Source organism: Allobosea sp. 10L417, from assembly GCF_056395485.1.
In genome coordinates this window covers 1-26684 of sequence record NZ_JBFTJP010000021.1, presented here as the reverse complement: position 1 = coordinate 26684, position 26684 = coordinate 1, and the positions used below count along the sequence as shown (strand labels likewise).

Annotated in this window: 25 protein-coding genes and 6 pseudogenes; 11 read left to right on the top strand and 20 right to left on the bottom strand. The window is 62.5% G+C overall.

Annotated elements, in window-relative coordinates:
• Positions 1 to 111: 111 nt before the first annotated feature.
• The 3 genes from AC1DE3_RS27520 to AC1DE3_RS27510 all read right to left on the bottom strand — a co-directional run bounded on the left by AC1DE3_RS27520 (position 112) and on the right by AC1DE3_RS27510 (position 1722).
• On the bottom strand, positions 112 to 366 hold the full coding sequence (locus tag AC1DE3_RS27520; protein ID WP_476798040.1) for an antibiotic biosynthesis monooxygenase family protein: 255 nt from the start codon (positions 364 to 366) through the stop codon (positions 112 to 114).
• A 2-nt stretch (positions 367 to 368) separates the two neighbouring features.
• Positions 369 to 1358: a zinc-dependent alcohol dehydrogenase family protein gene (locus AC1DE3_RS27515; protein WP_476798039.1), complete on the bottom strand. Its 990-nt coding sequence runs from the start codon at positions 1356 to 1358 to the stop codon at positions 369 to 371.
• Positions 1359 to 1419: 61 nt separating this feature from the next.
• On the bottom strand, positions 1420 to 1722 hold the full coding sequence (locus tag AC1DE3_RS27510) for an ArsR/SmtB family transcription factor (protein WP_476798038.1): 303 nt from the start codon (positions 1720 to 1722) through the stop codon (positions 1420 to 1422).
• A 387-nt stretch (positions 1723 to 2109) separates the two neighbouring features.
• Here AC1DE3_RS27510 and AC1DE3_RS27505 point away from each other — a divergent pair.
• Positions 2110 to 2226: pseudogene (locus tag AC1DE3_RS27505) on the top strand (RidA family protein); the annotation flags it as partial.
• A 74-nt stretch (positions 2227 to 2300) separates the two neighbouring features.
• Here the strand turns inward: AC1DE3_RS27505 and AC1DE3_RS27500 are convergent.
• Positions 2301 to 2543 carry a LysR substrate-binding domain-containing protein gene (locus tag AC1DE3_RS27500; protein ID WP_476798037.1) on the bottom strand — a complete coding sequence of 81 codons (243 nt, stop codon included), beginning with the start codon at positions 2541 to 2543 and terminating at the stop codon, positions 2301 to 2303.
• A gap of 21 nt (positions 2544 to 2564) precedes the next feature.
• Here AC1DE3_RS27500 and AC1DE3_RS27495 point away from each other — a divergent pair.
• Positions 2565 to 2723: pseudogene (locus AC1DE3_RS27495) on the top strand (AMP-binding enzyme); the annotation flags it as partial.
• 188 nt (positions 2724 to 2911) lie between these two features.
• Here the strand turns inward: AC1DE3_RS27495 and AC1DE3_RS27490 are convergent.
• Complete coding sequence (locus AC1DE3_RS27490; RefSeq protein WP_476852959.1) at positions 2912 to 3805, bottom strand: NAD(P)/FAD-dependent oxidoreductase; 894 nt, start codon at positions 3803 to 3805, stop codon at positions 2912 to 2914.
• Positions 3795 to 4259 carry an RrF2 family transcriptional regulator gene (locus AC1DE3_RS27485; protein WP_476798035.1) on the bottom strand — a complete coding sequence of 155 codons (465 nt, stop codon included), beginning with the start codon at positions 4257 to 4259 and terminating at the stop codon, positions 3795 to 3797. Before AC1DE3_RS27485 ends, AC1DE3_RS27490 begins: the two co-directional genes overlap by 11 nt.
• A gap of 150 nt (positions 4260 to 4409) precedes the next feature.
• Here AC1DE3_RS27485 and AC1DE3_RS27480 point away from each other — a divergent pair.
• Positions 4410 to 4907, top strand: a pseudogene (locus AC1DE3_RS27480) (DUF932 domain-containing protein); the annotation flags it as partial.
• A gap of 67 nt (positions 4908 to 4974) precedes the next feature.
• Here AC1DE3_RS27480 and AC1DE3_RS27475 read toward each other — a convergent pair.
• Positions 4975 to 5385 (bottom strand): hypothetical protein, encoded by a 411-nt coding sequence (locus AC1DE3_RS27475; protein ID WP_476798034.1) that lies wholly within the window; start codon positions 5383 to 5385, stop codon positions 4975 to 4977.
• A 29-nt stretch (positions 5386 to 5414) separates the two neighbouring features.
• Here AC1DE3_RS27475 and AC1DE3_RS27470 point away from each other — a divergent pair, with 29 nt between their 5' ends.
• From AC1DE3_RS27470 to AC1DE3_RS27460, 3 genes and pseudogenes are all read left to right on the top strand, one after another.
• Positions 5415 to 6098, top strand: coding sequence for a L,D-transpeptidase (locus tag AC1DE3_RS27470; protein WP_476798033.1), 684 nt, complete (start codon positions 5415 to 5417; stop codon positions 6096 to 6098).
• A gap of 317 nt (positions 6099 to 6415) precedes the next feature.
• A pseudogene (locus tag AC1DE3_RS27465) lies at positions 6416 to 6631 on the top strand (SMR family transporter); the annotation flags it as partial.
• Positions 6632 to 6656: 25 nt separating this feature from the next.
• Positions 6657 to 7016, top strand: a complete 360-nt coding sequence (locus AC1DE3_RS27460) for an EamA family transporter (RefSeq protein ID WP_476798032.1) — start codon at positions 6657 to 6659, stop codon at positions 7014 to 7016.
• A 69-nt stretch (positions 7017 to 7085) separates the two neighbouring features.
• Here AC1DE3_RS27460 and AC1DE3_RS27455 read toward each other — a convergent pair whose 3' ends face one another.
• The 3 genes and pseudogenes from AC1DE3_RS27455 to AC1DE3_RS27445 form a co-directional block, all read right to left on the bottom strand.
• Positions 7086 to 11798, bottom strand: a complete 4713-nt coding sequence (locus AC1DE3_RS27455; protein WP_476798031.1) for an autotransporter domain-containing protein — start codon at positions 11796 to 11798, stop codon at positions 7086 to 7088.
• 411 nt (positions 11799 to 12209) lie between these two features.
• Positions 12210 to 12811, bottom strand: a pseudogene (locus AC1DE3_RS27450) (tyrosine-type recombinase/integrase).
• Positions 12812 to 13013: 202 nt separating this feature from the next.
• On the bottom strand, positions 13014 to 14594 hold the full coding sequence (locus AC1DE3_RS27445; protein WP_476798030.1) for an arylsulfatase: 1581 nt from the start codon (positions 14592 to 14594) through the stop codon (positions 13014 to 13016).
• Positions 14595 to 15044: 450 nt separating this feature from the next.
• On the opposite strand from AC1DE3_RS27445, the gene AC1DE3_RS27440 reads away from it, so the two are divergent.
• Both AC1DE3_RS27440 and AC1DE3_RS27435 read left to right on the top strand, forming a co-directional pair.
• On the top strand, positions 15045 to 15722 hold the full coding sequence (locus AC1DE3_RS27440) for a hypothetical protein (protein WP_476798029.1): 678 nt from the start codon (positions 15045 to 15047) through the stop codon (positions 15720 to 15722).
• A complete protein-coding gene (locus tag AC1DE3_RS27435; protein WP_441514477.1) occupies positions 15710 to 15835 on the top strand; it encodes a hypothetical protein in 126 nt (41 codons plus the stop codon). Before AC1DE3_RS27440 ends, AC1DE3_RS27435 begins: the two co-directional genes overlap by 13 nt.
• An 8-nt stretch (positions 15836 to 15843) precedes the next feature.
• Here the strand turns inward: AC1DE3_RS27435 and AC1DE3_RS27430 are convergent, their stop codons facing one another.
• The 7 genes from AC1DE3_RS27430 to AC1DE3_RS27400 form a co-directional block, all read right to left on the bottom strand.
• The gene (locus AC1DE3_RS27430; RefSeq protein WP_476798041.1) at positions 15844 to 16005 is read right to left on the bottom strand and encodes a hypothetical protein; all 162 of its coding nucleotides are present in this window, start codon (positions 16003 to 16005) and stop codon (positions 15844 to 15846) included.
• Positions 16006 to 16145: 140 nt separating this feature from the next.
• Entirely contained in the window at positions 16146 to 17351 is a 1206-nt protein-coding gene (locus tag AC1DE3_RS27425; protein ID WP_476798028.1) for a glycosyltransferase family 4 protein, read from the bottom strand.
• A gap of 104 nt (positions 17352 to 17455) precedes the next feature.
• On the bottom strand, positions 17456 to 18523 hold the full coding sequence (locus AC1DE3_RS27420; RefSeq protein WP_476798027.1) for an MFS transporter: 1068 nt from the start codon (positions 18521 to 18523) through the stop codon (positions 17456 to 17458).
• A gap of 1071 nt (positions 18524 to 19594) precedes the next feature.
• Positions 19595 to 19963, bottom strand: coding sequence for a SpoIIAA family protein (locus AC1DE3_RS27415; RefSeq protein WP_441514476.1), 369 nt, complete (start codon positions 19961 to 19963; stop codon positions 19595 to 19597).
• 37 nt (positions 19964 to 20000) lie between these two features.
• The gene (locus AC1DE3_RS27410; protein WP_441514475.1) at positions 20001 to 20129 is read right to left on the bottom strand and encodes a hypothetical protein; all 129 of its coding nucleotides are present in this window, start codon (positions 20127 to 20129) and stop codon (positions 20001 to 20003) included.
• Between the two features lie 136 nt (positions 20130 to 20265).
• The gene (locus AC1DE3_RS27405; protein WP_476798026.1) at positions 20266 to 21123 is read right to left on the bottom strand and encodes an SDR family oxidoreductase; all 858 of its coding nucleotides are present in this window, start codon (positions 21121 to 21123) and stop codon (positions 20266 to 20268) included.
• A gap of 26 nt (positions 21124 to 21149) precedes the next feature.
• Positions 21150 to 21338 (bottom strand): DUF3008 family protein, encoded by a 189-nt coding sequence (locus AC1DE3_RS27400; protein WP_441514473.1) that lies wholly within the window; start codon positions 21336 to 21338, stop codon positions 21150 to 21152.
• Between the two features lie 598 nt (positions 21339 to 21936).
• Between AC1DE3_RS27400 and AC1DE3_RS27395 the strand changes: the two genes are divergently transcribed.
• Positions 21937 to 22386, top strand: a complete 450-nt coding sequence (locus tag AC1DE3_RS27395) for an HXXEE domain-containing protein (protein ID WP_476852958.1) — start codon at positions 21937 to 21939, stop codon at positions 22384 to 22386.
• Positions 22387 to 22440: 54 nt separating this feature from the next.
• On the opposite strand, the gene AC1DE3_RS27390 is transcribed toward AC1DE3_RS27395, so the two are convergent.
• Entirely contained in the window at positions 22441 to 23352 is a 912-nt protein-coding gene (locus tag AC1DE3_RS27390) for an NAD(P)/FAD-dependent oxidoreductase (protein ID WP_441514471.1), read from the bottom strand.
• 178 nt (positions 23353 to 23530) lie between these two features.
• On the bottom strand, positions 23531 to 23779 hold the full coding sequence (locus tag AC1DE3_RS27385; RefSeq protein WP_476798025.1) for a low affinity iron permease family protein: 249 nt from the start codon (positions 23777 to 23779) through the stop codon (positions 23531 to 23533).
• A 329-nt stretch (positions 23780 to 24108) separates the two neighbouring features.
• On the opposite strand from AC1DE3_RS27385, the gene AC1DE3_RS27380 reads away from it, so the two are divergent.
• Both AC1DE3_RS27380 and AC1DE3_RS27375 read left to right on the top strand, forming a co-directional pair.
• Positions 24109 to 25176 carry a YihY/virulence factor BrkB family protein gene (locus AC1DE3_RS27380; RefSeq protein WP_476852957.1) on the top strand — a complete coding sequence of 356 codons (1068 nt, stop codon included), beginning with the start codon at positions 24109 to 24111 and terminating at the stop codon, positions 25174 to 25176.
• Positions 25177 to 25288: 112 nt separating this feature from the next.
• The gene (locus AC1DE3_RS27375; protein WP_476798023.1) at positions 25289 to 25558 is read left to right on the top strand and encodes a hypothetical protein; all 270 of its coding nucleotides are present in this window, start codon (positions 25289 to 25291) and stop codon (positions 25556 to 25558) included.
• A gap of 992 nt (positions 25559 to 26550) precedes the next feature.
• Here AC1DE3_RS27375 and AC1DE3_RS27370 read toward each other — a convergent pair.
• A pseudogene (locus tag AC1DE3_RS27370) lies at positions 26551 to 26684 on the bottom strand (IS630 family transposase); the annotation flags it as partial.

Here is a 26684-nt window from a genome sequence, read left to right as displayed (position 1 = left end):
CGGCTACAGGCCTCCCGCGCCAGAGGTCTTCATCCCAGCCATGACCGCGCGGCCGGCTGCGCAAACCAGACCGGCTACGCCGCCCGCGCTAGCGCCGAGGCCAACCGTACACTAACAATCACATCGGACCTCTCCGCGGGGGCGGATCAGTGTGTGATCCTCAAGCGATCGCCATCGCACGATAAGGTTGAATACTTCGGGCGTTTCGATTCCCTGCGCCAGAAGGTGACCACGATAACCCTGCGCGCGGCTAAGCAACGGAAGAACTTCGGTGAATGCTTGGCTGAACGCTTCAATTTTCTCCTTGTAAATCGGCAGCAGAGCGATCTCATAAATCATGGCTGGACCTTTAAATTGAGCGGTCATGTTTACGAATTGGCGCGCGTAGTGTTGGCCGACGGGTCGATCGCAATCGCGATTTTACCCCGGACACCGTTGTTCGGCGTCTCAAGCCGGGCATGGGCGAGGGAGATGTCAGCGAGCGAATAAACAGCGCCAAGGTGCGGCCGTAGCTGACCGCGCTCCACCAACGTGGTCAGCTCATCAAGCTTGCCGCGGTTCTGTCTCGTGAAAACGAAGTGATAGCTTGCGTTCTTGCCCCACGCTTCGATGAGGTTCTGCGGCTGTGCGATGTCTACGATCGAGACAACGCGGCCAAGTTGCGCGAGCACGTTCGGGCTGCTGGACAATGTGTCGCCACCAATGGTGTCGAACACAACATCGACTCCGCGACCATCCGTCTCGCGCATGATAGCGCTGACAACGTCTTCTTTCCTGTAGTCGATGACGACATCAGCGCCAACACTTCGTGCGAATTCGAAGTTGTCTTCGCGAACGGTCGTGAACACCTTCGCACCGATGGCTTTTGCAACCTGGATCGCCACATGACCAACCCCTCCGGCACCGCCGTGGATCAGGATGGTTTCTCCTACTCTAAGAGAAATACGCGTGACGAGGGCCTCCCACACCGTGCCGCCCACGAGGCTCAGGCTTGCCGCTTCCAGATGGCTCAGCGAGGCGGGTTTCCTTGCGATGATGTTTTCATTCGCAACGTGGTATTCGGCATAACTTCCCGGCCCGTCAAAAATTTGCGGGGTGTACCAGACTTCGTCTCCCGGAGAGAATGCCGTCACGCCGGGTCCAACCGCTTCGACAACCCCAGATACGTCATGGCCGGTAATGGCCGGGAGTGGGACATAGTCGCGATAGTCGCCGCGCCGAACCTGATAGTCCAGCGGGTTGATCGACGTAGCATATACGCGCACCAGTACTTGTCCTGCCTGCGGAACAGGCTTTGGTACTTCTGTAAGCTCGAACGATTCCGGGCCACCAAAACAGTTGAGTGTTATCGCTTTCATTAGAGATCCTCGGTTCGGTAAAAAGGGATATCGAGAATTCTCGATATATCGCGGTAAGAAATTACAATTCTTTCCCTATGATGTCGGCGAGAGCACTGATGGTGGCTTCGTTTCGCTTGTAGTAGGTCCACTGACCGATGCGCCTCACTTCTACTAAGCCGGCCCGTTGCAGAGTTGCAAGGTAATCAGACACTGTTGACTGCGACAGTCCGACGCCTTCTTGAATACTACTGACGCAGACTCCTACCGTCAGGACGTCACCTTCATCCTGGGGAGGAAAATTCTTCGCGGGATCCTTCAAACCTTTCAAAATTTCAAGGCGTGTACGGTTTGAGAGGGCTTTGAATATTTCGAGCAATTCCATATCCTAACCATATCGATATTTTCCGATATGTCAATGCGAAAACCGACCGCCATCGTGAGCCAGCCCGTTTCTGGAGCAAAACCTGACGAGTTGACGCCCAAGACCCCTCCTAGTGGGGCAAAATCACACGCTTGGTACCCGCGTGTCAGTGATCGCGAACGACCGGATCTGATGGATTACGGTCAGTCGGCTTCCGGAGGATCGATTCGAAGAGGCGGACGTCAGTCCGAGCACGCCTTGCAGCGTTGGCGAGATTGCTCTTCTCCGCCGGTCGCCGTCAAGAACAGCCGAGCTTTGCTTCAGCGCGCAACCGGGTCCGCGGGCCGTCAAGCCGCCATTGACGACCAGCTCCGCCCCGGTCGTGAAGCAGGACTTCGCCGAAACAGATATCCGACCTGGACGGCCGTCGGCATGACGTGGCTCGCCGGGTTCGACTTCGAGCTCAAGGTGGTCGCCCGAAACCCGACCGGCCCTGCTGAACGCGCTCTGGAGACACGGGCCTGAGTGGCGTTGCGCGGGCGGTCGAGAACGCATTTCAAGATAGCGGCCGGGGGGAAACACAGCGCAGGGCAAACCCGTCAGGCGGTAACGCTCGGCCTCAGCGTCGCGCGAAGGTTCTCGACCGCAAAATCCACGAACGCGCGTGTCTTGGCCGACGCGCTCCGACCTTCGGCGTGAACCACCTGGATGGGCAACGGCGGCTCCTCGAAATCTTCCAAGACGGGCATGAGCCGCCCTTCGGCGATCGCCTTCGCGCCTTGGTAGGATAGGATGCGCGCCAACCCCCAGCCGCCCAGGGCCGCCGAGATCGTAGCTTCCACGGTGTTGCAGTATAAGCGAGGGTGGAAGCGGCCCTGGCCGATCGGTTGGCGAAATACAAGCAGCCGAAGCGCGTCGTATTCGTCGACGAGCTTCCCCGCAACGCGATGGGCAAGATCCAGAAGAACGTGCTCCAGGCGACATTTGCGGACCTGTACTCGGAGAAGGTTCGAGCCAGCTGACGTCGTCGCCTCGGAAAAGCCGCGACGGCGGCTTGCAAGTTTTGCCGCGCGGACGGCGCGACGCGAGCGTCCGGCACCTGACGGGGCCTCGCAGCGAGCTGGGCCGAGGAATGCTCTCGGATGCGCGCAGCGCTTCGCGCAGATCGCAGTCCGGCCCAATCGAGAATGGCTTTCAACGAGATCCGCACTCACCCGAACACGAGCGCGCGATGAGCCGCCGTTCCTGCCGTCACACCGTCAGCGACGGCCCAGCTCACACTATGCGGAGCGCGGGCAATGTCTCCGGCGGCATAAAGGCCAGGCACCGTGGTCATCTTGTCTGAGTCCGTCCGAATTATTGGGCCGATAGGCCCTTCATCGATAGCGACGCCGAATTGTCGCGCGATTGCGCTCGACAATTCGGACTGCGGCGCGACGTACAGGGCAGCCAAGCGTATCTGGTCTCCACCGTCCAGCTCGACGGCAGTCAGTGAACCGTCCTCGCCAACGAGTCTGACGACCCTTCGTGCCTCTACCCTTACCCCACGGGCGGAGAGCAATCCTGCGGTCTTGGGATCGAGATCGGCGCCATTGAGGAACAGGGTCGTCGGGCCCCACTCTGCGACGAGATACGCTTGATGAGCCGACATTGGCGTGCGGAAAAGGACCCCCAGCGGTTGTTCGCTGAACTCGAAACCATGGCAATAAGGGCAATGCAGCACCGTCTTACCCCAGCGCTCCCGCAGGCCCGGGATCGGCTCGAGGCTATCGCGAAGGCCAAACGCCAGGATCAACTTGCGCGCTGAGATTTCCTTGCCACCGGATAATACAACGGTGAAGCCATCCTCCTGCGTATGCCCTTCGATCGCCTCCGCGCTGATCATCGCCACGCTAGGATACGCAGCGATCTGATCACGCGCGCTCGCCAGAATCGACTGCGGATTGCTGCCGTCGAAGCCAAGGAAGCCGTGGGAAGCCTCAGCGAAGCGATTACGCGGCTCGCCCGCGTCAATCACGCACACGCTTCGCCGCGCCCGCCCAAGATAGGTTGCGGCAGCGAGACCGGCAAAGCTACCTCCGATGATGATCGCATCATGTTGCATGACTTGTCTCCAGCGTTGGCGATCCGCCCCATGCCGCGAGCCGCTTGTGAAAATCCGCACTTAGAGTGGCGAGGGAAATGTCACCGAAACGACGAAGGAGAAGTGCTTCAGCTTCGTCGAAGGCGTCGCCGAGAGCGGCATTGACCGCCTGCTCGACGAGACACCCCGGAGCCTCGGTACGATTGCCCATCGCCAGGAGTTCGGGCCTCCCGAGAGCATCGTAAATGTCGCGAAGCGTTACCTCGTTGAGGTTGCGGGCTATAGTCCAGCCTCCGCCATGCCCCTTCTCCGATCGGACATAGCCTCCGTCGCGAAGCCCCCCCATGATTCTTCGGATCACGACAGGGTTCGTGTCCATGGCCCGAGCCAAGACCTCAGATGTGGTCGGGCCCTGCTGCTCGGCCATGTGAAGGAGGACGTGCAGAACGCCCGATAATCGGCTATCTCTTCTCATGCAACTTGATATGTTGCGAGTCTAGAGAGCTGTCAAGCAGCAGACGACATATCTGGTTGGCGAAGCCTCCCCCTAGGTCATCTGGAAAGTGAGAGCGAAGCGGGGCTTCTGTGACGGGTAAAGCCTGAAGAGAGGCTTCCGCGGCCTGCCATGGAGATAAGCGGCGGTTTCAAGGAGACCTTACGCGCGGCGAGTGGGTCGGTCGTGTTTCGTCAGAGTGGTTCTCGCGGCCCGATGACCAGCGATTTCTTTCCCTCGATCAACCTGGCGGCGCCGTCCTCAGGCGGTCCGACCGGAGCCGCACGCGAATGATTGAGAACGCTGCGATCCGCGTCGAAGCCGATCACGGCCGTTCCGAACACTTGGAGCTCATTCTACCCGGCGCCGATAGGCCCATCGCACCGTGGCACCGGAGCTTCGGTCAACTTTCCAGTCTCGTGGGCGCCCCCCGCTGCGTATCTGCGCCAGCTTCCTGCCGCGCTGGCGGGGATCAATCTGTAGTATGGTCTGTCTGTCAATCGAGCCGAGCAGATCAAAACCCTAGAAACGGACGAAGGACGCCTGGAGCTTCGTGCGGTGACTGGCCCGGACTACGGACCGATCTTCGACCTTGAGTTGGTCAATGCCGTGCAGCGGATCGCTGGACACGAGGTGATTTCAGCCCGGACGCCCCTACATTAATCATCAGTGACGCGACCGCCACGCGACGCGCGGCTCAGGACTGGTCGTGCCGCAGCATCAGCGACAGCAGGCCGGTGAGCGCGCTGACGACGCCGGTGGCGAAGAAGGCGGCGTGATGGCCCGCGAGCATGGCGGCTTCCGCGGCCGCATCCCCGCTGTGGTTCCCGGCAACGGCATGCGCCAGCGCCCCGAAGCCGGCGATGCCGAGCGCGCCGCCGATCTGACGCGAGGTATTGAGCAGGCCCGAGGCAAGTCCGGTATCGGCAGGCTGGATGCCGGCGATGGCAGCATGAACCGCGCTGGCGATCAAGAGGCCCGTGCCGCAGCCGATCAGCAGCGTCGGTCCGAGGACGTCACCGAGATAGTCCGCCTGCGACGGCAGGAAGCCCAGCCATATAAGCCCCACGGCCGCAATCAAACCGCCGATAAAGGGCAGATGCGCCACTCTGCGTTCCCGCAAGGCGCGCGCGCCGAGTGCTCGGGGGCGACGCAATCACCGACGTGATCGTGCCTTACGAGATTGCGAAGGCGGACGCGCGCTATCGGTTTGTCAAACGGCTTCCTCGCGACTACTCCCGCCAAGCGAAGCTGAGGCGGCTTTCCTACACCTCCGCCAAAGAGATGTTTGCCGAGCGCTTCCATATGAGCGAGGTATTGCTTGTCGCGCTGAACCCTAAGGTACGGATGACAACAGCGGGCAGCGAGATGCATGTCGCATCGCCGGGGCGAGACATCCAGAAGGGGGCGGCAACGCGCATCGAGGCGGTCAAGTCAACGGGCATGGTGACCGTTTATGGAGCTGATAATCGCATCCTCGCGAGTTATCCCGCGACGATAGGGAGCGAAGAGACTCCCTCACCGAGCGGCGAGCACACGGTCATCCGAGTGGTGCGAAATCCTGACTACACCTACGATCCAGAAAAGAACTTTCAGCAGGGGAGCAACCGCAAAAAGTTGACCCTGCCCCCGGGGCGGAACGGCCCTGTAGGCTCAGTCTGGGTCGCACTTTCGAAACCGACCTTTGGCATCCATGGCACGCCTGAGCCCTCGAAAGTCAGCAAGACAACCTCGCACGGCTGCATAAGGCTGACGAACTGGGATGCCGAGGAGCTGGCCGACTTGGTCAAACCAGGCGTGCCTGTGCGCTTCGTCGACTAAAGCCGGTCGCTGCGAAACGCGCTCCCAGCGACAGGCAGCGTGTAACCGAGCTGCATCCCAGCAAGCCGGTCTGACGTGGCAACGAGGGAGCAGCCCGCCGGCCGGCGGAGGGTACAGCCTCAACCTGTGTTGAATGCACCGATCAGCGAGGCGGGTCTTCTACATACGTGTAAAGCGATGGACTGCCGTATTTGTCCGATTTAGCTTGAGATTTGGCCGGAGCGAATCCCGATCCAAAATTGAATTCACCGCGTTTGTAATAAATATTCCGCCGAAGTCGAATCGAATTCGACGCAAAATCGGAATTGAGGTGAATGGTGTCTTGGATTATTCTCATATTCGCCGGAATTCTGGAGGCATTCTGGGCGATCCAGTTAAAATACACGGATGGATTTACCAAGCTTATTCCGTCTGTAGCAACTATCGCTTGTATAATACTGAGCATGGTTATTCTGGCCGTCTCACTCAAAAGCCTGCCCATCGGCACTGCTTACGCTGTCTGGACTGGCATCGGAACGGTAGGTACCGCGATCTTCCCTAGCCCGCCTCGAAACGGGGATGGGCGTCGGGGCGGCCGTCTATCTTGGCGTAATGGTCACGGTGCTCGGCCTGTTCCTGTGGCTGCATCTATTGCGCGTCCTGCCGGCTCGCGTCGCGGCCAGCATCCAGTACCTCCAGCCCATCATCGGCGTTGGGGCGGCGGCGCTGATGTTCGGCGACGAGCTCGGTCCGCTGTTCATCGCCGGAGTCGGCTGCGTGCTGCTAGAGTTGGCGTTGACGGTCACGAACGCGAGGAAGCCCGAGCAAGGGCAGATTCCAACGTACACTGGTCGCGAGTCATCCAGAGGGCCTCGAGGCAACGTCGCGCCAACAGCGGAACTTAGCTCATCGCCCGAAACCGGACCTCTAGAACGCTAAAACGGCCCGACCGAAAACGACTCTCCTGTCGCACCTTAAGCAGGCCGGCTGCGGCGCCCCCCGGTACCCTCAGAATTTAACGGCGAGCACGCCCTTGAAGGCGTGGTCCTGGGACTCCTGGGCGAGCTGGCCGGTATAGGAGAGGCCGAGGGAGGCGCTTTGGCCGATGGCCAAATCGAGCCCCGTCTCGATCAGGGCGGCGTTCTTCGCGATCGGGACGCCAGCGACCGAGAACGGGTTGCTGCCGGCGAAGGCCAGGGTTGCGATCGGGTCGAGATCGCCAAAGGCGTGGCGCCAGGCCAATCCGCCACGCAGGGTCAGGCCCATGTTCAACAGGTCAAGGCTGGTCGCGGCGCGCAGGCCGAGCGTCGAGGACCCCACATTGGTGTCGTCGCCACGGCTGGAGAGCGCCGCGGCGCGGCCGGCCTCGCGGAAGCTGTCCGTGTGCAGGTTGACATAGGCGAGGCCGGCGAAGGGCTCGAGCGCGACCTGACCCAGATCGATGCGATAGCCGAGCTCGCCGAAGATTTGCGCCGTGCCGGCGTCGTAGTCGGCGCGCGGATCGTCGCCGAAGCCCGAGAACGCGACGGTGCGGCCGGTCCTCATGTCGTGCCAGCTATAGCTTGCGCCGGTGCGCAGGCTGAGTGCCCCCCACTGCCCGCCGCCATAGAGGCCGAAATGGTAGTTGTCGCTCTCGCCCGAGGACTGCCTGCCCTTCACGTCAAATTCGGAGCGGCTGTAGCCGGCGACGAGCCCAAAGCGCAGCGCTTCGAACACGGCGGCGTCGGTGCCGATCAGGAATCCGCCGGTCGAGCGGTTTAATGCGGCCGCGTTGCGATCACTGTCTGTCGTGCCCCAACCGCCATAGCCCTGGCCCCAGATGGCGAAGCGATCGGACCTCAGCGTCGGCATCGGGCCCGTCACGGCCGGAGCGAGATCAGCGGTGGAACCGTAGCTCATCGTCGCCACGGACTGTGCGCCGACCGAGCCGAAGGCCGAGCGCAGCCGGTCGTTCATCGCATTGCGCATGAACCAGCTCTCGTCGATCAACGCCGTTTTCGCCGAGGCGTGGATCTCGCCGGAGAGCGTGTCGAAGGCTGCCCTTGCCGAGGGCGCATCGAGCGCCAGAAGGCTGTTGTAGAGCGCGAGCATTCCGCCCGCCTGTGGCAGCGTGTTCAGTGCGACGGCGGTCGCGAACTGGTTGCGCGTCTCCGCCACGGCCTGGAAGATGGAAGGCGGCGGAGCGGGTGGCGTCACCGGATCGGAGGGCGTCACCGGCGACGTGCCCTTGACCGCGATGATGAGGTCGACCTGGTTCGGCTGCTGGTCGACGCTGAGGTCGAGGAAGGCCGAGCGCGAGACCGCGCTGGGCGCGGTGCCCGAGACGCCGCCGGTCGCGGTCAGGAGCGTGTAGCGCTGGCCGTTGACGTAGCTGGTCTGCGGATCGAGCGCGGTCACGCCGACATGGCTGCCCGTGACGATGGCGCTTCCGGTCACCGCAATGCGGTCGGAGGTGCCGTTGCCGGCGATCTCAGCCTCATAGGTTGAGCCGGGCGCCAGCGTCAGGTTGCCGTTGACGTTGAGGGTGCCGATCGAATTGCCCGGGGCAATGGTCGCCCCCGATTGGATCGTGGTGGAGCCGACCGTGCCGCTGCCGCCGAGCGCTGCGCCCGAGATCACGGTCACGGCCGAGTTCGCGAACGAAGCATTCACCGAGAGCTTGCCCGCTTCGACGGTGGTGGACCCGCCCAGATTGCCGTCGCCGGTCAGGTTGAGATTGCCCGCCCCGCGCTTGGTGAGGGTGCCGGTGCCGTTGATCGCTCGGACGAAGGTTCCGTCGCCTGGCTGGTCGAAGACCAGCGCGGCGTTGTTGTGGATGGGACCGAGGCCGAAGCTCGTCGCCGAGCCTATCAGCGTGCCGGCCTGGATCAGCGTGCCACCATAGGTGTTAGTACCGGTCAGGGTGAGCGACCCGGCCCCCAACTTCTGCACGTCGCCGCCGCCCGAAATGGTGCCGGTGAAGGTGATATTGTCAGAGCGGTTGAAGGCAAGCGTGCGATTGTTGACGACGTTGCCGATGATCGAGCCGGTGGTGCCGCCATTGCCGATCTGCAGGACGCCGGCGCTGATCGTCGTACCGCCCGTGTAGCTGTTGGTGCCAGTCAGGATCTGCGTGCCGGCACCGAGCTTGGTCAGGCTGCCCGTCCCGGAGACAGCACCGCCCAGTTCGAGCTGTGTGCCTGTCGCAACGTCGAAACTGCCGGCGCCGTCGAGCGCCACCGGACGAAGCGAGGCGAAGCTGGCCGTGGTTGCGAGGGTGCCGCCGTTAAGGCTCAAGCCGCCGGAGGCAGCTCCGAGATTGGCATCGGCGGAGATCTGGAGCACGCCGCCTTCGATCGCCGTGCCGCCGCTGTAACTGTTGCTGCCGGAGAGCACGAGCCTGCCGTTGCCGACCTTGGCGACGGCCGTGCCAACGCCGTCCGCGATGGTCGAGGCGATGCTGGCGGTGACGCCGTTATCGACGTTGAAGGTGCCGGACGAGCCGCTCGCGGGCAGGATCGAAAGCGTGCCGCCGCTCAGCGCGTAGTCGTTGGCCGAGAATTGCAGGGTGTCGAAACTCATCGTGCCGGCAGCGCTGACCGCGCCGCCGGCGGCGCCGGCGAAGACGCCGACCGACCCGCCCCAGCCGGCGTTGGCGCTGCCGGCGCTATTGGTCCAGTTGGTGCCAAAGGTAGCCCAGGTGCCGGCCCCGCCGTCGACGGTGCCGTTGCCGATCGCGTTCGTGCCGTCCCAGAACTGCATGGTCTGGCCGGTGCCGAAGACGGCGAGGTTGACCTGTCCTGCCGTCGCCGTCTCGACCCGCGCTCTGGCGATGGCGAAACCGCTCCGGGTCGAGGTCACACTCTGGCTGACGAAGCTGCCCGCGAGCGTGCCGCCATAGTCGAACAGCCGATAATAGCCGGCTGCCGCCGCACGCGCATCAAGGGCGCCGCCGAGCGTGAGACTGCCGGTGACCTTGACGAGGTCGTTGCCGACGACGGGATCGCTGCCGCCGACCACGCCCGGCGAATTCAGCTCGAAGACCGAGGTCGAGCCGCCATTCAGTGCAAGCGAGCCGACCGTCAGCGTGCCAGGACTATGGCCCGCCGATAGGGTGCCGTTGACGGTCACGGCTCCAGCAATGCTGCCAGTGCCGGACAGCGTCGCACCGGCTGCCACGGACAGCGGCCCCGAGCCGTTAAGCGCGCCGTCGACACGGAGCTCGCCGGCCGAAACCAATGTGGTGCCGGCATAGGTACTGACGCCGGACAGCGTCTGCATGCCCGTGCCCTGCTTGGTGATACCACCGGTACCGTTGATCGTTCCCGCGAAAATCTGGTCGTTCGCGTTGCCGAAGGTCAGCGTGTTGAAGCCGAGCGCGATGGTGCTGCCGGCAACACCAGACAGCGAGCCGATGGCTTGGTTGCTGCCTGCGAGGCTGATGTCGAAAGCGGCGCTGGCCCCGGCGAGCGAGAGTGCGGAGCCTGCCGCAAGTCGGCCCCCCGCGCCGAGTGCCAGGGTGCCGGCATTGATTGTCGTACCGCCAGTGTAGGTGTTCACACCACTCAGCGTCAGCGTGCCCACGCCCTGCTTGACGATGCCGCCCGAGCCGCCGATGACCCCGCTGAAGGTCTGGTTCCCTCCATCGCCCAAGCTCAGCATATGAGCGCCAAGGGCGACGCTGGTGCCCGCCACCCCCGTTAAAGCCCCGATCGTCTGGTTCGCACCCGATCCGCTGATGTCGAAGATCGCGCCCGCGCCGGCCAGGTTGACACCGCCGGTCGCGGCAAGGCTGCCGCCCGGCCCCAGTGCCAGCACGCCGGCATTGATCAAGGTGCCGCCTGTGTAGAGGTTGGTGCCGTTGAGCGTTTGTGTGCCGGAGCCGCCCTTCACGAACGCCCCGGAGCCGGTGATCACGCCGGCGTAGGTCGCGCTGGCGGGCCAGGTGGTGGTCAGCGTCGCCGAACCCAGATCGATCAAGCCGCCAGCTCCGCTCAAGCCGTTGACGCTCTGGTTGAAGCCGTTCAGGCTGACAACGCCGTCATTGACTATGAGAGGCCCGGTGCCAAGGGTGTCCTGCCCACCCAGATTCAAGTTGCCGGCCCTGACGATGGTGCCGCCACTATAGCTATTTGCGCCCGAAAGGAACAATGTGCCGCCCCCGGTCTTGATGAGGGTGCCAGGCCCTGAAAGCGTAGCTCCGCCTTCGATCAAGAGAAGGCTGCCCGTTGCCGCGCTCACAGTGAGGTCGGTTGCCGCTATGATACTCATCGGCCCCAAAAGGGACGTGATACTCTCGCCGACCCCTCGCACGTCGATGGTCGCGTTCGGACCGCCGAAGCGCAGCGCGCCATTGCTGATGCCATAGCGGAAGCTGCTGCCGGGAGCATAGGTGAGGCTGTTCAGCGTAAATGTCCCGCTGTTCAGATCGATCAAGGTCTGGATGGGCGGAGCCGGAAGCAGCACCTGCGCCGTGGTGCTGTTCGGGACCACGAATGTATCCCAAACGCCGGGATCGTCCCAGAAGTCGCGCGCACCGCCGACATAAGTCTGGGCTCTCGCTGCGTCGCGCGGCAGTGCCAGCACGGCGAGGGTGGCGCCGGCCAGCGCTGTCGATCCCAGCAGGCGGGCGAGGCGAAGCGCAACCCCGGCGGAGAAAGGGCTGCGCGAAGCGGTAGACCGTCTAGTCAGCCTTACCCCAGCCGATACGAGGTCCGAGAACACCCATCCGTCCAGGCGCATTGCGCGACGCCTCCCAAGGCAAGCCAAGACGGCGGCCGACCGCAGGGCCGCCTGATATTGCAGCATTAACGTAGGCGCGGCGTCGCGTTAAGAGCCTCTGGAGCCACTGTACGCACCAGCTCAGATCAGTTGTTGAGATCGCGGAGCCGCGCATGACGAGAAGCCGCGCGATGCCTCGACGAAATGCAAGAGAAGGCAGACAAGGTGATGGAAACACGATCTTATTAATTCCGTTTTCTAGCCTACGGATGGCAAAAATAGGTGGACAGTCGGCCTGCGCCATTTGCGGACATTGGCGCCTTGCCGAAAAGCGGGCGTCAGCGGTTCTTAGACGACACGTCCGCTTCCGACCCTTGGTGGTCGTTGGCCGAATGGTGAAAATGGCACGGCGGATGCCCGCCGTGCCAAGTGTCATAGGTCGGTTTGCTCCGAAAGGAGAAGCGCATCGTCAACCTCGATGCCGAGGTAGCGTACGGTGCTTTCCAGCTTTGTATGGCCGAGCAAAAGCTGACAGGCGCGCAGATTGCCGGTGCGCTTATAGATCAACGCGACCTTCGTTCGGCGGAGACTGTGAGTTCCGTAGAGCGCCGGATCCAACCCGATCAGAGCCACCCAGGTGTCGAGGAGACGTGGCGCGTGGTGATATGGTTGCCAGGCCGGCTGCGGCTCGGGAAGAGCCAGTCGTCCTCACGAGAACCTCGCTTTCTAAGCCAGGCGGTAAGCGCTTCCCGGGCTGAGTCCGTCAGTTCGAATGGTACCGGCCGCCCAGTCTTCTGTTGAACAATCGCAGTTCGGAGGCGAACAGTCCCTCCGAGGACGACATCTCCGACCCGAAGACGAACGAGATCGCAACCGCGCAGCTTGCTGTCGATTGCTAGATTGAACATGGCGAGATCGCGAGTTCGCCCTTCGTGCTGAAGCCGCGTCCGCAACGCCCAGATGTGCTTTGGTTTCAGAGCCGAGGTTCCAGGCCTGATGGGGTAGTTGGTTCTGCGCTTGGATATCCATGGCAGATCCCCTTCTTGGGATGCCGCATCCACGAAAATTCTATCAAAGACGGATGGCCCTCTCACGCCTCTTGGCCAAAACTGCGGCGAGGAGCGCGCCCTGCGCCAGCAGCGGACTCCAATGCTACGCCCGCAAGCAGACCTTCATCGTTCGCGTTCTCCAACCGGAAAGGGGACGCCCTTTCGGGCATCCCCTCGATCGTCGGCGCTATTTGGGCGCCGCAGCCTTGGCCGCGTTGGCCTTGATCTTGGCCTCGACGTCCCTCGCGATCTGGTCGATGGAGAAGCTCGCCGGCTCCTGGCTGGGCGGGTATTCGATGAAGGTCTGCAGGAACTCCGCGGCCTTCAACGTCATCTGAGCCACCTTGAAGTCATTCCTGACGAGCCAGTCGAAATACTGGTCCGACACGATGTCGGCGCGCTCGTAAGGACCCATGCGCAGGTGGAAGAGCTTCGGCACGCGCAGCGGTGTGAACGGCTCCTGCCAGACCTGGAAGCCGCCAGGGTGCTTCATCTCGACGAAGACGGCTTTCCAGTCGCCCAGCCGATAGGCCACGAGGACGCCGTCATCGTTGAAATAGGCGAACTCGTTGCGGCGGCTCTTCGGCTCCTGTCCCGTGAGGAAGGGAAGCTGGTTGTAACCGTCCAGGTGAACCTTGAAGGTCGTATTGCCGATGGCAGTACCCTTCAGCAGCTTCTCCTTGATATCGGGTTCGCCCGCCACCGCGAGAAGTGTGGGGAACCAATCAAGACCGGAGAACATTTGCGTCGAGGTCTGTCCCGGCTTGATCTTGCCTGGCCAACGGACCATCGCCGGGACGCGGAAGGCGCCCTCGAAGTTCGAGTCCTTCTCGTTCCGGAAGGGGGAATTGGCTGCGTCGGGCCATGTCCAGCGATTGGGACCGTTGTCGGTGGTGTAGATGACGATGGTGTTGTCCGCGATGCCCAGATCGTCGAGAGCCTTGAGAAGCTTACCGACATCACCGTCGTGTTCGATCATGCCATCCGCGTAGAAATTGCCGGGCATTCCACTCTGGCCGAGCATGGATGGTCTGACATGCGTGAAGAGGTGCATGCGGGTGGTGTTCATCCAGGCGAAGAACGGCTTCTGCGCCTTCACCTGTCGTTGAATGAAGTCGACCGCAGCGTCAGTGGTCTCGTCGTCGATGGTCTCCATCCGCTTTTTGGTGAGCGGGCCGGTGTCCTCGATCTTGCCGTCGGCTGACGTCCGCAGCACGCCGCGGGGAGAGTTCATCTTGGTGAAGGCAGGATCATCCTTCGGCCAGGTCGGATTCTCCGGCTCCTCCTCGGCATTCAGGTGATAGAGGTTACCGAAGAACTCATCGAAGCCGTGGTTGGTTGGCAGATACTCATCGCGATCGCCGAGATGGTTCTTTCCGAACTGGCCGGTGGCGTAACCGCGAGCCTTGAGGGCCTGTGCGATGGTGACGTCCTTGGCCTGAAGACCAACGGTGGCCCCTGGCACGCCGACCTTGGAGAGTCCTGTCCGCTTCGGCGTTTGCCCGGTGATGAAGGACGACCGTCCGGCCGTGCATGAGTTCTCGGCATAGTAGTCCGTGAACTTCATGCCCTCGCTGGCAATCCGGTCGATGTTCGGCGTCGTGTAGCCCATCACGCCGAAGGTGTAAGCGCTGATATTGGACTGGCCGATGTCGTCGCCGAAGATGACGAGGATCGTAGCAAGTCCCGCGCCCGCTTTGCCCGATGAGTTTCTGCTGACACTGTTCGATCGCTCGATGGCCGTGAGCAGCGGTAGCGCTCTCGCCATTCGGCCGGCGAGCTCTGCGGCACTTTCGCCCGAGATAACTTCAAAGCTCGACGCAACTGACGGCGAGTTCGCCGAGTATCATTATCACGACAGGCCCGTGCGCCGCTGCCCGCCGCCGCACTCTCGCGATCGAGGTCCGAGATCGTACTGGCGCCACAGGCGCGATCCGCCACATGACTACTACCGCCCGCCGACACCGCCGCTACCATCGCCACCGTCGCTGGCCAGCATTCGCTCCGTCGCCGGACCGGCTGGCGGAGCTTACTGTTTTGTCTCGCAGCGGAACTGATTGCTCTCAGGCGGTGTTGCTCCGGCATATTGGAGGTCGCAATGAACGGCGTTATCTATATCGTGGGACTTATTGTCGTGGTCCTGGCAATCCTGTCGTTCCTCGGTCTGCGGTAGGAATTTGCCAAGTCCCTATCCGGCACGGATGTCGTTGTCGCTCCGGTGAGCGTCAGCAAGGATAATCGCTCCTATGTACAATGGGGTGCGATCATCGGCGGTGCGGTGATCGCAACCGCGATTTCGACCATCATGACGGTATTCGGTTCGGCGATCGGCCTGTCGATGGCCTCCGCCGATTTCGAGAGGAGTTCGAGCGCGACGGCCCTGGCGATTGCCGGTGCTCTCTGGGCGCTCTGGGTCATGGCTTCGGCAACGATGGCCGGCGGCGACTCGGCCGGGCGGATGCGTCACCCGAGCTTCGATGCGAATGCCGAGGAGCACAAGGTGCGCGACGCGACGCACGGTCTGCTTGTCTGGGTGACCGGAGCTCTTCTGATCACCGTCGTCGCGACCTCGTCGCTGTTCGGTGGCGCCAAGACGGCAGCCAGCGGCGTCGCCAATGCAAGTTCGGGCATGGCATCGCTGGTCTCCCAGAACGTCGACCCGCTCGCGATGCCGCTCTACAACATCATGCGCGCGAACGGCCAGCAGCCGCCGACGGCCCAGGAGCGCGACGAGGCCTCTCGGGTCTTCGTTCAATGGCATCGCGGCTGGCGGCGCGCTTGGGCATCAGCGAACAGGATGCGCAGAAGCGTATCAACGACGCCTATGCGAAGCTCTCGCAGGCCAAGGAAACGGCCAAGCAAGCTGCGGAGCGTGCGCGAAAGATGGCCGTGTTGACCGCCTTCCTCACGGCTGCGGCTCTGCTCGTCGGCGCGGCTGCCGCTCCCTGGGCCGCCACGCTCGGCGGCGAGCATCGCGACGAGAACCTTCGCGTTCAGACAGCGGTTTAGCGATTGGCCTACGCTTCGTTGAAAGGGCCGCCGGCGATGACGGTGGGCCTTTTCGCGCGATGAAGCAGCTTAGCGCCGTGCAGCATGACGACAAGCGGGGTCGCATCGATCGTCCCGCAATAGCGGGTGAAGGGCCGATTGCCTTCCACGCGTAGTTCGAGGCGGGACAGGAAACGCGTGCCGCGGAAATACAGGCCCTCGAGTGTCGCTTAAAGTCCCGATATTGTCATGCGCATCGAGCACGGCAAAGGCATCGCCGTGTTTGAGATTGCGCAGGGCATGGTCCGTCAACGACGTCGTAGCCTCGATCTCATACTCGGACCATAGATTCTGCCGGACCCAGGTCCTGTCCGATCTTACGAATGCTCTCGGACATGGCGCCTGCCTCGGTTCTTGGGGATTGCAGCTGCGACAGTCCCACGCTGCCCTCGAAGCCAGGGAGGTCACCGCCCGGCGACAGAATAGCGGTCAAGGCGGACGCTGGCTTCGCCACAGGGCGGCAGCACAGCGCGTCAAAGGTATCGATGTAGTCGGCTGCCATGCGCGCTGCCGTAAAGCGCATCTCGAAGCACTCCCGCACGGCCCGGCGATCCAGCCTGCCGATCCGGGTTGCTGCCTCGACCGCTTCGTCGATCGAGGTCACAATGACGCCGGAAACGCCTTGATCGATCACTTCGGGGACGGAACCCTCCGCCCAGGCGATTACCGGCGTTCCGATCGCCATCGCTTCGATCATAACCAGTCCGAAAGGCTCGGGCCAGTCGATCGGAAACAGCAGCGCCGATGCTCCCCCGAGAAATTCATCCTTCCGCATGTCGTCAATCTCGCCGATGAATTCGACCAAGGGATGGTCGAGCAGCGGCCGGATCGTGCAATCGAAATAATCGCGATCGTTCGCATCGACCTTGGCTGCGATCTTCAAAGGCATGCCGCTCAGCTTGGCGACCTCGATCGCCCGGTCTGGTCGCTTCTCCGGCGAAATGCGCCCCAGAAAAGCAAGGTATGCGCCGCGCTCGCATCTGAAGCGATGAAGCTGTTCGGGCAAGCCATGGTGGATGGTGGATACCCAATTCACCGGCGGCATGTGCCGCCGCTGAGCGTCCGAAATCGAAACCAGCGGCATATCGGGGAAGGCCCGGTAGATTGGATGAAAGTCCGGGAGGTCGAGGCGCCCGTGCAAGGTCGTGACGCATTTCGGAAAAAGGTTCTTGAAGAGTGGGAATTGAAGCAGGTCGACATGGAAATGTATGACGTCGAATTCATCGGCCCGCCGCAGAACCTCCTCCAGCATCACCAACGTGCTAGCCGTGTGGTCCCGAATGCCCGCGAGGCGCAGTGCTTCGGGCACAGCCCGGACGAGCCTGGCGCGGCTGCGGGAATCGCCGCTCGCGAAAAGGGTCACATCCTGCCCCTGCCGGACGAGCTCCTCCGTCAGCCAAGATACAACCCGTTCCGTTCCGCCATAGAGCCGCGGCGGCACGGCCTCCGCCAAGGGAGCCACCTGAGCAATCCGCATCGACTGTCGTCCTTTGAATGCCCCGAACCAGGGGAAATCGCCTCGGGATGGCAACGCGCCCGGAGCCGCTTCGGTTCAATGACCTCGGGGGCCTCGCCCTTCGGTCAGAACCGTTCGCGTTCCCGCAACCCAGCTGTCAAAGGCAACGCAGCGGCGCAGAGCACGGCCATCGCGAAAAACGCGTGAGCGCGGAAATGCGCATAGAGGGAGCCGGACGCCAACGTCGTAAGGCCGGTCGCCGACGCCGCGGCGAATGCATAGATCGCCTGGCCGGTAGCCGCCAGACGGGCGGGTACGACCCGGACCAGAAGTCGCATGCAGGCGAGATGGAGCAGCGCGAAGGTCAAACCGTGCAACGGCTGCACGACAGCGAGCGCCAACCGGTCGGCGCTGATCGCCATGACGATCCAGCGAAGGACGCCCGCTGCCGCGGCAATGGCTGCAGCGCCGGCTGGCCCCGCACGGGCCAGCAGCCGCGGCCCGATCAGCCAGAAGACGACCACCTCCGACGCGACCGAGAGGGACCAAAGAACGCTTGCCAGGCCGGGGCCGATGCCGGCCGCGTTCCAGCGGATGACGGCGAAGGCGTCGTGCATCGCATGGCTACCGAGCACCAGCGCCGCGACCAAAAGCAGGCGGCGAAACAACGGCAGGTGCAGCAGCACGCGATAATCCGCGGCGGCTGCCGTCGCCGGCTCGGCACCCTCCTCAGGCTCCGGTCCGTCCTTGATAGAAAGCGAGGTTACCAGGGCAGCGGCAAGGAGCAACCCGGAATGAAGCAGCACGGCGGATGCAAGCCCCGTGACGCTGACCACTTGTCCGGCGATCAAGGTTCCGACGACGAACGCCGCCGAGCCGGCGCCGCGCACCCAGCCATACTCGAAACCCCCATTCCCCGGCCCGGCCGCTTTTGCTCCGTGGCGAGATGCCAGCGCGTCGGCCAGAGTCGTGACGGGCGCTAGCACCGCTGCCTGCGCAAGACTCACCCCCAGCAGCAGTAGAAACCCATCTGCCCGTAACAAGCCCAACACGAACAGCGCCGACAGCCTGGCGAGCTCGCGGGGCGTCAGCATCCGCATGCCGATGTCCCAGACGATGATGCCAGGTGCGATCTCGACCAAGACGTCAGGATCGTGCCAGACGCCAGGAGCATGGAGGAAGCGGGCCACCATCTTGGCGGGCTCCCGGCGTCTCGCAATGGGTGGAAAGCGGACCCCATTTGATCGCCACGAAGCGAGCTTTTCGAAGCCAGTCCGCGGTCCATCACAAAGACGCTGTTCGATTAGCAAAGCACAGTAGGCAAGTTTGGCAACCGATGTGAATAGGGTGTAAGTTCCTCGTCGCAGGTTACGGTCGCCGCGGCAGGGCGAGAGCCTGGAGATGACCCTAGCCTCCGGCCGCCCAGCAATTGGTGGAGGTTGTCATGAGGAAACTCGCAACCCTGGCCAGCGCCGCTCTAATCTTGACGGGCAGCGTCTGTGTGGCCAACGCACAGTATTGGCGTGGCGGCGGCTGGGGGTACCACGGCGGCTATTATCGTTACGGCTGTTGTGGCGGCGGCGCGATCGCGGCCGGGCTTATCGGCGGAGCGCTATTAGGAGGTTTGGCCACTGCTGCTGCAACGGCACCCGCATACGGGTATGGATATGGCTATGGCTATCCGGCCTACAGCTATGCGTATCGGTATCCCGCTTACGGGTACTATTACCGGCCTCGAGTTTATTATGCCCCCCGCTACTATGCCCGACCGATTTACTACGCGCGCCCGTATTACGGATGGCATCGGACGTACTATGGCCCCTGGATGGGGTATCGCCGGTATTATTGAGGTCTCAGACTCTCTTCCCTTGAAAGTTCGCTTCGGTGGGCAATTGAATAAGAAATTACACAGCGTCCACGCTCCGATAATAGTATCGGACTGGATGGTCGCCGCTACGATCTTGAGCGGGTCGGCCGCCCGGCTGAAAGGGATCAAAAAAGCTAGGCCTAGGGCAAGCCAGGCACCCAGCACATGAGTTAGGCCTATCTCGGCAAGAAGCTCGCATGCGCCTGCGGAATACTCTCACGGCCCCATCCGTTGCGAGGGCAAGGCTCTTAACGTGCTGTCGGGCCTCCCCACGGCGTTCGGCGAGCACACCAGCACATTGGGCTGCTTCAGCGTATTGTCCTCAAGGACAGCTCGCTTTGGCAAAAGAGGCACCGGAGCACGTCTTTCGCCGAAATCACTCATCCCCGCAAAGGCCCTAATCCGGATCTCCCCTCAGCCAGGCCAAGGCGTTGGCTTTCTCATTTGCCGGAAACCGTTTGATGTCGGCCGCCACGAAATGCTTCGCGACGTGGGGAGCGAACTTCAAGAGCTCGCTGTCCGAGACGATCGCCACACGCGCGACCTTGCTATGATGGCCCATGACGAATTTGAGGTGGGAGACCAGCGCGCCGATGTCCTCCCAGCCGGGAAAGGACGCGGCATCGACCATGAGCCCTTTGAGTACCCCGTTTGCCTTGATGTAGGGGTCGACGACGCCGGACAACCGTTCGAAATCCGCCTTGTCGAGGGGGCCATGAGGCGCCAGAATCACGATGCCCTCGGCGAACAGTTCAATCTGCAACATGCGCCCCCTCCGTCAAGACGCGACCTGAGCGGTCGGGTTATTTGGGCAGGCACTCGACATTATAGGCGACGATGATCTCCTTCGGCCCGACTTCGTTCCAGGCCGCTTCCAGTGCAGCCTGGGTGCGGGCCAGGTCGACCGGATCATTCAGCGATGAGAATGGCATGGTTCCTTCCCGCGGCTATTGCATGGCTTGATTATTCGGGCTTTCCCTATCGCCACGGTCCAATCGTGAACAAAACTGACCTTCAGCGGAACCGGTGGGCTCTCGGGAAGCTCAACGACAATTGAGCCGCGTGCCACTACAGGATCGGATGCCCGCCGGTGACGGCGATGGTAGCCCCTGAGACGTAGCTCGAGAGCGGATCCGCCAGCATCACATAGGCCGTCGCCAGTTCCGCCGGTTGTCCCGGCCGCTTCATCGGAACCTGCTTGCCGAATTGCGTGACGCTCTCTCCCGTCATCGTCGAGGGGATCAGCGGCGTCCAGATCGGCCCGGGCGCGACGGCATTGGCCCGGATACCCTTCTCAGCCAGCAATTGTGCGAGACCGCCGGTGAAGTTCTGGATCGCGCCCTTGGTCGTGGCATAGGCGAGCAAGGTCGGATTGGGCTTGTCGGCGTTAACCGAGGCCGTGTTGATGATGCAGGAGCCAGGCTGCATGTGCGGGACGGCGGCCTTGGTCAGGTAGAACATCGCATGGATGTTCACCGCGAAGGTGAGTCGCCATTCTTCATCGGATATGTCGCCGATTTCCTTGAAGCTCGCCTGATGGGCGGCGTTGTTGACGAGGATGTCGATGCGGCCGAATTCGGCCACGGCCCGGTCGACGATCTGGCGGCAATGGTCGGATTCCTGGATGTCGCCAGACACCAGAACGGCTTTCCGTCCGGCCCGCTCAACCCAGCCGCAAGTTTCATCGGCGTCCTCGTCCTCGGTCAAGTAGGAGATCAGGACGTCAGCGCCTTCCCGCGCGAACGCGATGGCGACAGCCCGCCCGATACCGCTATCACCGCCGGTGATGATGGCGCGCTTGCCCTTGAGGCGGCCGGAGCCGACATAGCTTTCCTCGCCATGGTCCGGCCGCGGCGTCATGGCGTCGGTCCGTCCCGGCATGGGTTGCTGCTGTTCCGGGAAAGGCGGTTCGAAGCGTGACGTCATCCCTGCCTCCTCGAAAACCCGGCGAGTCAGTGCTTGCTCTTGTGCTCGGGCTTACCCTTGCGCTTGGTCGACGCCATCTTCTCGAGTTCGCTCTCGCTCATCGATTTCTCCATTGATTTCGATGCGCCCTTGAGTTCGCTCTCCTTGATGTCCCCGCGCTTGGCGGCGAGTGCGGCGCCGGCGGCCTTCTGCTGAGCGGCTGATTTCGCAGGCATGGCATCCTCCTTCGTTGGAATGGGCGCCTGACGGCCTCGATCTTGAAGTCGTCGCGATGTGAAGACGAACACGCCGGCCGTCGGCAGGTTCCCTCTGAACGGTCGTCCATGTGCGAAGCGCATCATCAGCGCGCCGGATCGTGTCTCGATAGCCCGGCCAGCCGACGACAAACTAGACGACGGGGTTCTGCCGCCAAATCGTCGGCCGCGAGGACCGCGTTGCCTAGCTCTTTCCGATCGGGCGGCGCGGGTTGATCGGATTCGAGGAAGACGACGGCTTGCGTTCGCCATCCTCGGACGAGGGAACCTCCGAGTGTTTGGGCGGCTTGAGCTCGGGAGTTTCGGAGCCCGGGCGGGGTCGACTATCGGTCGCGCGTTTGGGCTGGCCAACAGTTTTGTCCGTGGGTTGCGACATGTTGCTTCCTCCGCAGTTTCGCGAAGAATTGCGATCGACACCTTTGGTTCCATGCGGTGTGGAAAGATCTCGACCATTTGGGAGGGCGGCCGACGGGTCGCGGGGACACCCTTGAAAGACGTCGCCGAGGTCTTCGGCTCCGACTAGGCCTGCCGCATTGAGGTCGGCGGCGGCAATGAGGTCATGACCCGTCAACGTCAACGGCGTCTGGGGTCGTGCCACTGCCTTCGTGCTCGCGGCCACCGTCCATATCGGGTTCCACCTTATCGCGGTCTATCTGAGCTTGCTCAAAATGCCTGCTATTGCCAGGCCATTGCATTGCGGCGCTACAATCCCGGGCTGGTAACTGCGGTCCTGCTGTTCATTCCCCTCGCAGTTGTGACGCTATGGACGTTCGCCGCCATCCCGGGAGTGACGCTGTCGGACCACTTCATTGGATTCGGCGACGCGATTTTCATTCACGCCGCGATCCTCACGCGGGCACTTTCCCGCAAGCGGCATCTTGGGAGAGCCGCTGGCACGCAAGAGGATGGTCGCCTTTTCGAAACCCGCGAGCGAACCGATCACGCGCTCTGCTCGTTTTGGCGGCTTGCTTGCGGGAAGTCTCCTCGAGGCGGAATGGGCTTCTTTTGAAGTCGAATGCCCCAAGTCCAGTACCACAGGGGGGAGCGGACGGCATTCCCCCAATCAGCGCAGGATCGGGGCGGCGGCTGCCAGATCATTGCGGATCGTCGTGGCCGCGACGCCAGCCTCTCCCATCGCATGACTAATCTGGTCCAACCCGACAACGACGTCACCGGCGGCGTAGAGACCTCGGATGCTCGTCCTCTGGTGGGCATCAACCTTGATGCATCCCTCGTCCGTCAAATCGGCGCCGAGCGCTCCCGCCAGCTCCGAATGTATCTCCGAGCCCAGAGCCGGATAAACGGTGTCGAAGGTCATTCGCCGTTGGCCCACGGTGACATGAATGCCGGTGCTGCCCAGGGCAAAATCGCTCGGATACCCGCGGACGATCGCAATGCCTAGCGCTCGGGCACGGTCGATATCCTGGGCAGCCATAGCCGAGTCCTCCTCGATGATCAGCGTGATCCGGACGGTGAAGGACCTGAGAAATGTACACTCGGTCAGGGCGCGAGGGCCGCGGCCGATGACCGCGACATTCTGGTCGGTTACTTCAAAGCCATCGCACACCGGACAATAGCGCAATCGTCCTTCGCGCAACGCTTCCGCGTGCGTTGCCTCGGATATCTCCGGCCGTCTGTTGGTGACCCCGGTGGCCAGAAGGACGGTTCGGGCACAAGCGATGCTCTCGCGACCGCGGGCCTCGAAACCGGCCGCGCTCACCGCCAATCCATCGACGCGCGCTCCGATCAGGCTGGCGCCGTATTTCAATGCGTGATCACGCATGCGATTCAGTAAATCAACCCCGGCGATGCCGTCCGGAAAACCGGCCTGGTTGTGCGTGCAGGGGATTTGCCGCGCCCGGCTGTTGCCGTCGTCGGCGACTGCCACGGAGAGATGAAAGCGCGCCAGGTAGATCGCTGCGGTCAGTCCGGCGGGACCTCCTCCAATGATCAGGCAGTCCAGTGTTTTTGCCATGGGGCGCCTTTCAACCGTACCGCTTATTCCCGGGTCTGGTCATTCCTGCTCGGCGGGTTTGGGCTCGGGAGAGCCGCGCTGCCGTATGAAAAGTGGGCTGCGCCTGACGGCGCAAAAGACCAAGTGCCTTCCCGAAATGGGTTGGCGTCGACCCCTTGTGATGCCTCAAGCGTTGCCATTAGGAATAAGTTCGAAGGCTTCGTGCTTCCTCAATGCCGATCAGCGAGTTGCGAGCGCCGTCATATGCCTTGATCAGTTCGCCGATCTTGGCCTGTAGAGCGGCGCCGTCGCGGTTTTGGGTTGCTTGCAGAATAGGAAGAACCAGGAGCGTCACGGCGCTGATCGCCAGGCTCGCACCGCCAGGAAATGATCGCTCCCGGAAGGCGAGCGCGCCTAAGAGAGAAAGCCCGATGGCGATCAGAAGCATCGCAGAGCGCGCCCGGCGAAGCGAGCGCAACCGGTCGAAAAATGGCCACGCGCGTGAAGAGAGAAGCTTGGCTGTTCTTGTGAAGAATGTGATCGTAGCTCGACATGGCGCACCTCGGTCCAGGCGCTCGCCACGGCCCGTGCGGTTCAAGAGAATGAGTTGGACGGGCAAGCCGATTACCTTCTTTGTGGCCGTAGGCCTCATCATCGCCTGGGCGGCGTCCGGCCTGACGCGAGTCTGGAGGCGCGAAAGTTTCCCGGGGATGCAACCTTTCCCCTCCCGGCGCGGTTGCCCGAATTTGGGGCGGTGACGTGCGAATTCCGGTCTTATTGAAACAGGTCGCATTGACGATCTCCACGGGTACGGCTGCCGCGATGATCGCGGCGGGAGCATTCTCGCTGATCGCGGGCCCGGGCCGTCCTCGAAATCGTGAAGGCGGAGGATCTGGCGAAGGCGTCGACGCGGAAGCGCCGACCGATATTCCTCCGCCCGGCTGGCGCGACATCCTCTGGCGGACATACGGCGAGGTGAGCACCGACAGGGTCCTGGCGGTTGCAGCAGGTGTGACATTTTACGGGTTGCTGGCCATCTTTCCGGCGATCACGGCCTTCGTATCGCTGTACGGTCTGGTAGCCGATCCGGGAACTGTCGCCGAACAGCTCTCTGCTGCGCAGGGCGTTATGCCAAGCGGGGCCATCGAGGTTGTTCGCGACCAGATCACACGAATCACGAGCGGTAACGACACCAAGCTCGGGTTTGCTTTCGTGATCGGGCTCGCGCTTTCAGCCTGGAGCGCCAATGCGGGCGTCAAAGCCGCCTTCGATGCCCTGAACGTCGCCTACGGCGAGCACGAGAAGCGCAGCCTCATCCGACTGAATTTGACCTCGTTGGCCTTCACGATCGGAATTCTTGTTTTCGCGGTTCTTGCGATCGGCGCGGTCGCAGCCATTCCGGTGATCCTCGACCGCGTCCATCTGGGGAAGGCCGTGGGATGGCTTCTGTGGCTCGGACGCTGGCCAGCCTTGATCGTGCTGTTGATGGTTGGCCTGGCGGCCCTCTACCGCTATGGGCCGAGCCGCGATGATGCCCAATGGAAATGGGTGAGCCCCGGTGCCCTATTCGCAAGCGTCGCGTGGTTGATAGGATCGATCCTGTTCTCCTGGTACGCCGCCAGCTTCGAGGACTACAACAAGACATACGGCACGCTCGGCGCCGTCATCGCCCTTCTCATGTGGATGTGGCTGTCAGCCACCATCATCCTTGTCGGGGCCGAACTGAATTCCGAAGCCGAGCGCCAGACGATGCGCGACACCACAAAGGGGCCCCCTCAACCGATTGGGCTGCGGGGAGCGGATGCCGCCGATAACAAGGCGGGCAAGTCAGACCCATCACGGTAAACCGGAAGCCGCTGAGATCATGGGATAGGATTCGATTTGGAGCGGAACCGCCGCCTGCCGGGCCGGTTGAAACCGCATCGGATACACTTGCACGAAATGGCGGGAGAGCGAGATGGCAGACAACAATGAAACCGAACGGACGGCCGCTGGCGGCGCCGGATCGCGCTCGAAGGCATCCAGGGAAGGCGGGGAATCCGCAGGCCAGGCTGTGTCCGACCTGAAGTCCGTCGGCATCGATACGGACCGGATGACCGAGGCTGCGGGTGAGCAGGTTAGTGAGTTGCAGCGGCTTGTGATCGAGGAGGTGAGGGCCCGTCCCCTGCGTGCGCTGGCGTGGGCCGCAGCGGCTGGCGTGGTCTTCGGCTTCTGGGCGGCGAAATAGGCGGTGGGGGCGCTTATCGCCCAGCTCACGGGGGCCGCGACGGCGGCCATCAAACGAAGAGCGATCGTTTATGGCCTCGGGGCCGCAAGCGGTCTGCTCGGGCTTTTCGCCGCGGCTTACGCGGTGGATGCCCTTTACACGTTTCTCGCACTACGGTGGGGGCTTGTCGCCGCCAGCCTCGCCGTTTCCGGCGTTCTCCTTCTCAGCGCTTTCATAGCCGCCTTAGCCGGTTATCTCGCCTCCAGGACGCCGTCCAAATCTCTTGCAGCTCGCTTGCAAGCATCTTCGGAAGTTTCGGCGGCAAAGAGACGTCTAGCGGGGTCAAAGAGATCGCTCGCGCCCACTTTCGCCGGGGCGCTTGCCGGGGCCGTGGCGGTGATGACACTCGCCTTTCTCAGGCGCGCCGGGTCACTGAGCGAAGCGCGCGAGAAAACGCGCTCGAAATAACCCTGGTTCGCGACCCCAAAATCGGCCGGACCTGGCTCAGGCGACTGATGGCGAAAGACAGTCTCCCATCGTTCACCGAGAGTCGCGGCAATCATAATCCAGACTGCCATGGGGTTCGCGAAGCGCTTCCCTTAGAAAGCGAATGGGAAACTGGATCGCTTCGGCATTGGCTTCCGAAAGTTCCGTGGTGCGCTGCGACACTCCCTCCTCGGCACGAGCGAGAGCGTTGTCCAAGTCGGAGGACTGAAGCCCCTTTTCGCTTCAATTCAGCAAACGCGGCGGCGACAGAAAGGAGCAGACCTTCGAGTTGCAGGTTAGCTGTGTTCACCGGGGAACTCCTTTTTGGATAAAGCGCACGGCTCAAGCGAGAAGGAGGGGAGTTATTTGCCGTGATGAGTGACTGCCTCGCTCTTGTTTCGGGGTCGAAAGATAAAGGCGCCGTAGTAGTTCGGATCGTATTCCGGCGGCGGGCCCGGCGCGCCAGCGTCCGTCCCGCCGTTCTGCAAGGCGACCCGATGAAATTCATGACCTAGAGCGTTTCCGGCTTAATCCGGGTCATATCCCGCCGCTCTGAAGTAGTTTGCGCATTCGTTCGGCGAGAAGAGGTCGACGATTGCTCCAACAGCTCCCCAGAGGGCGGGGATGGTGCGTTCGGTCTTGGCCCGCAGCAGGGATTTGA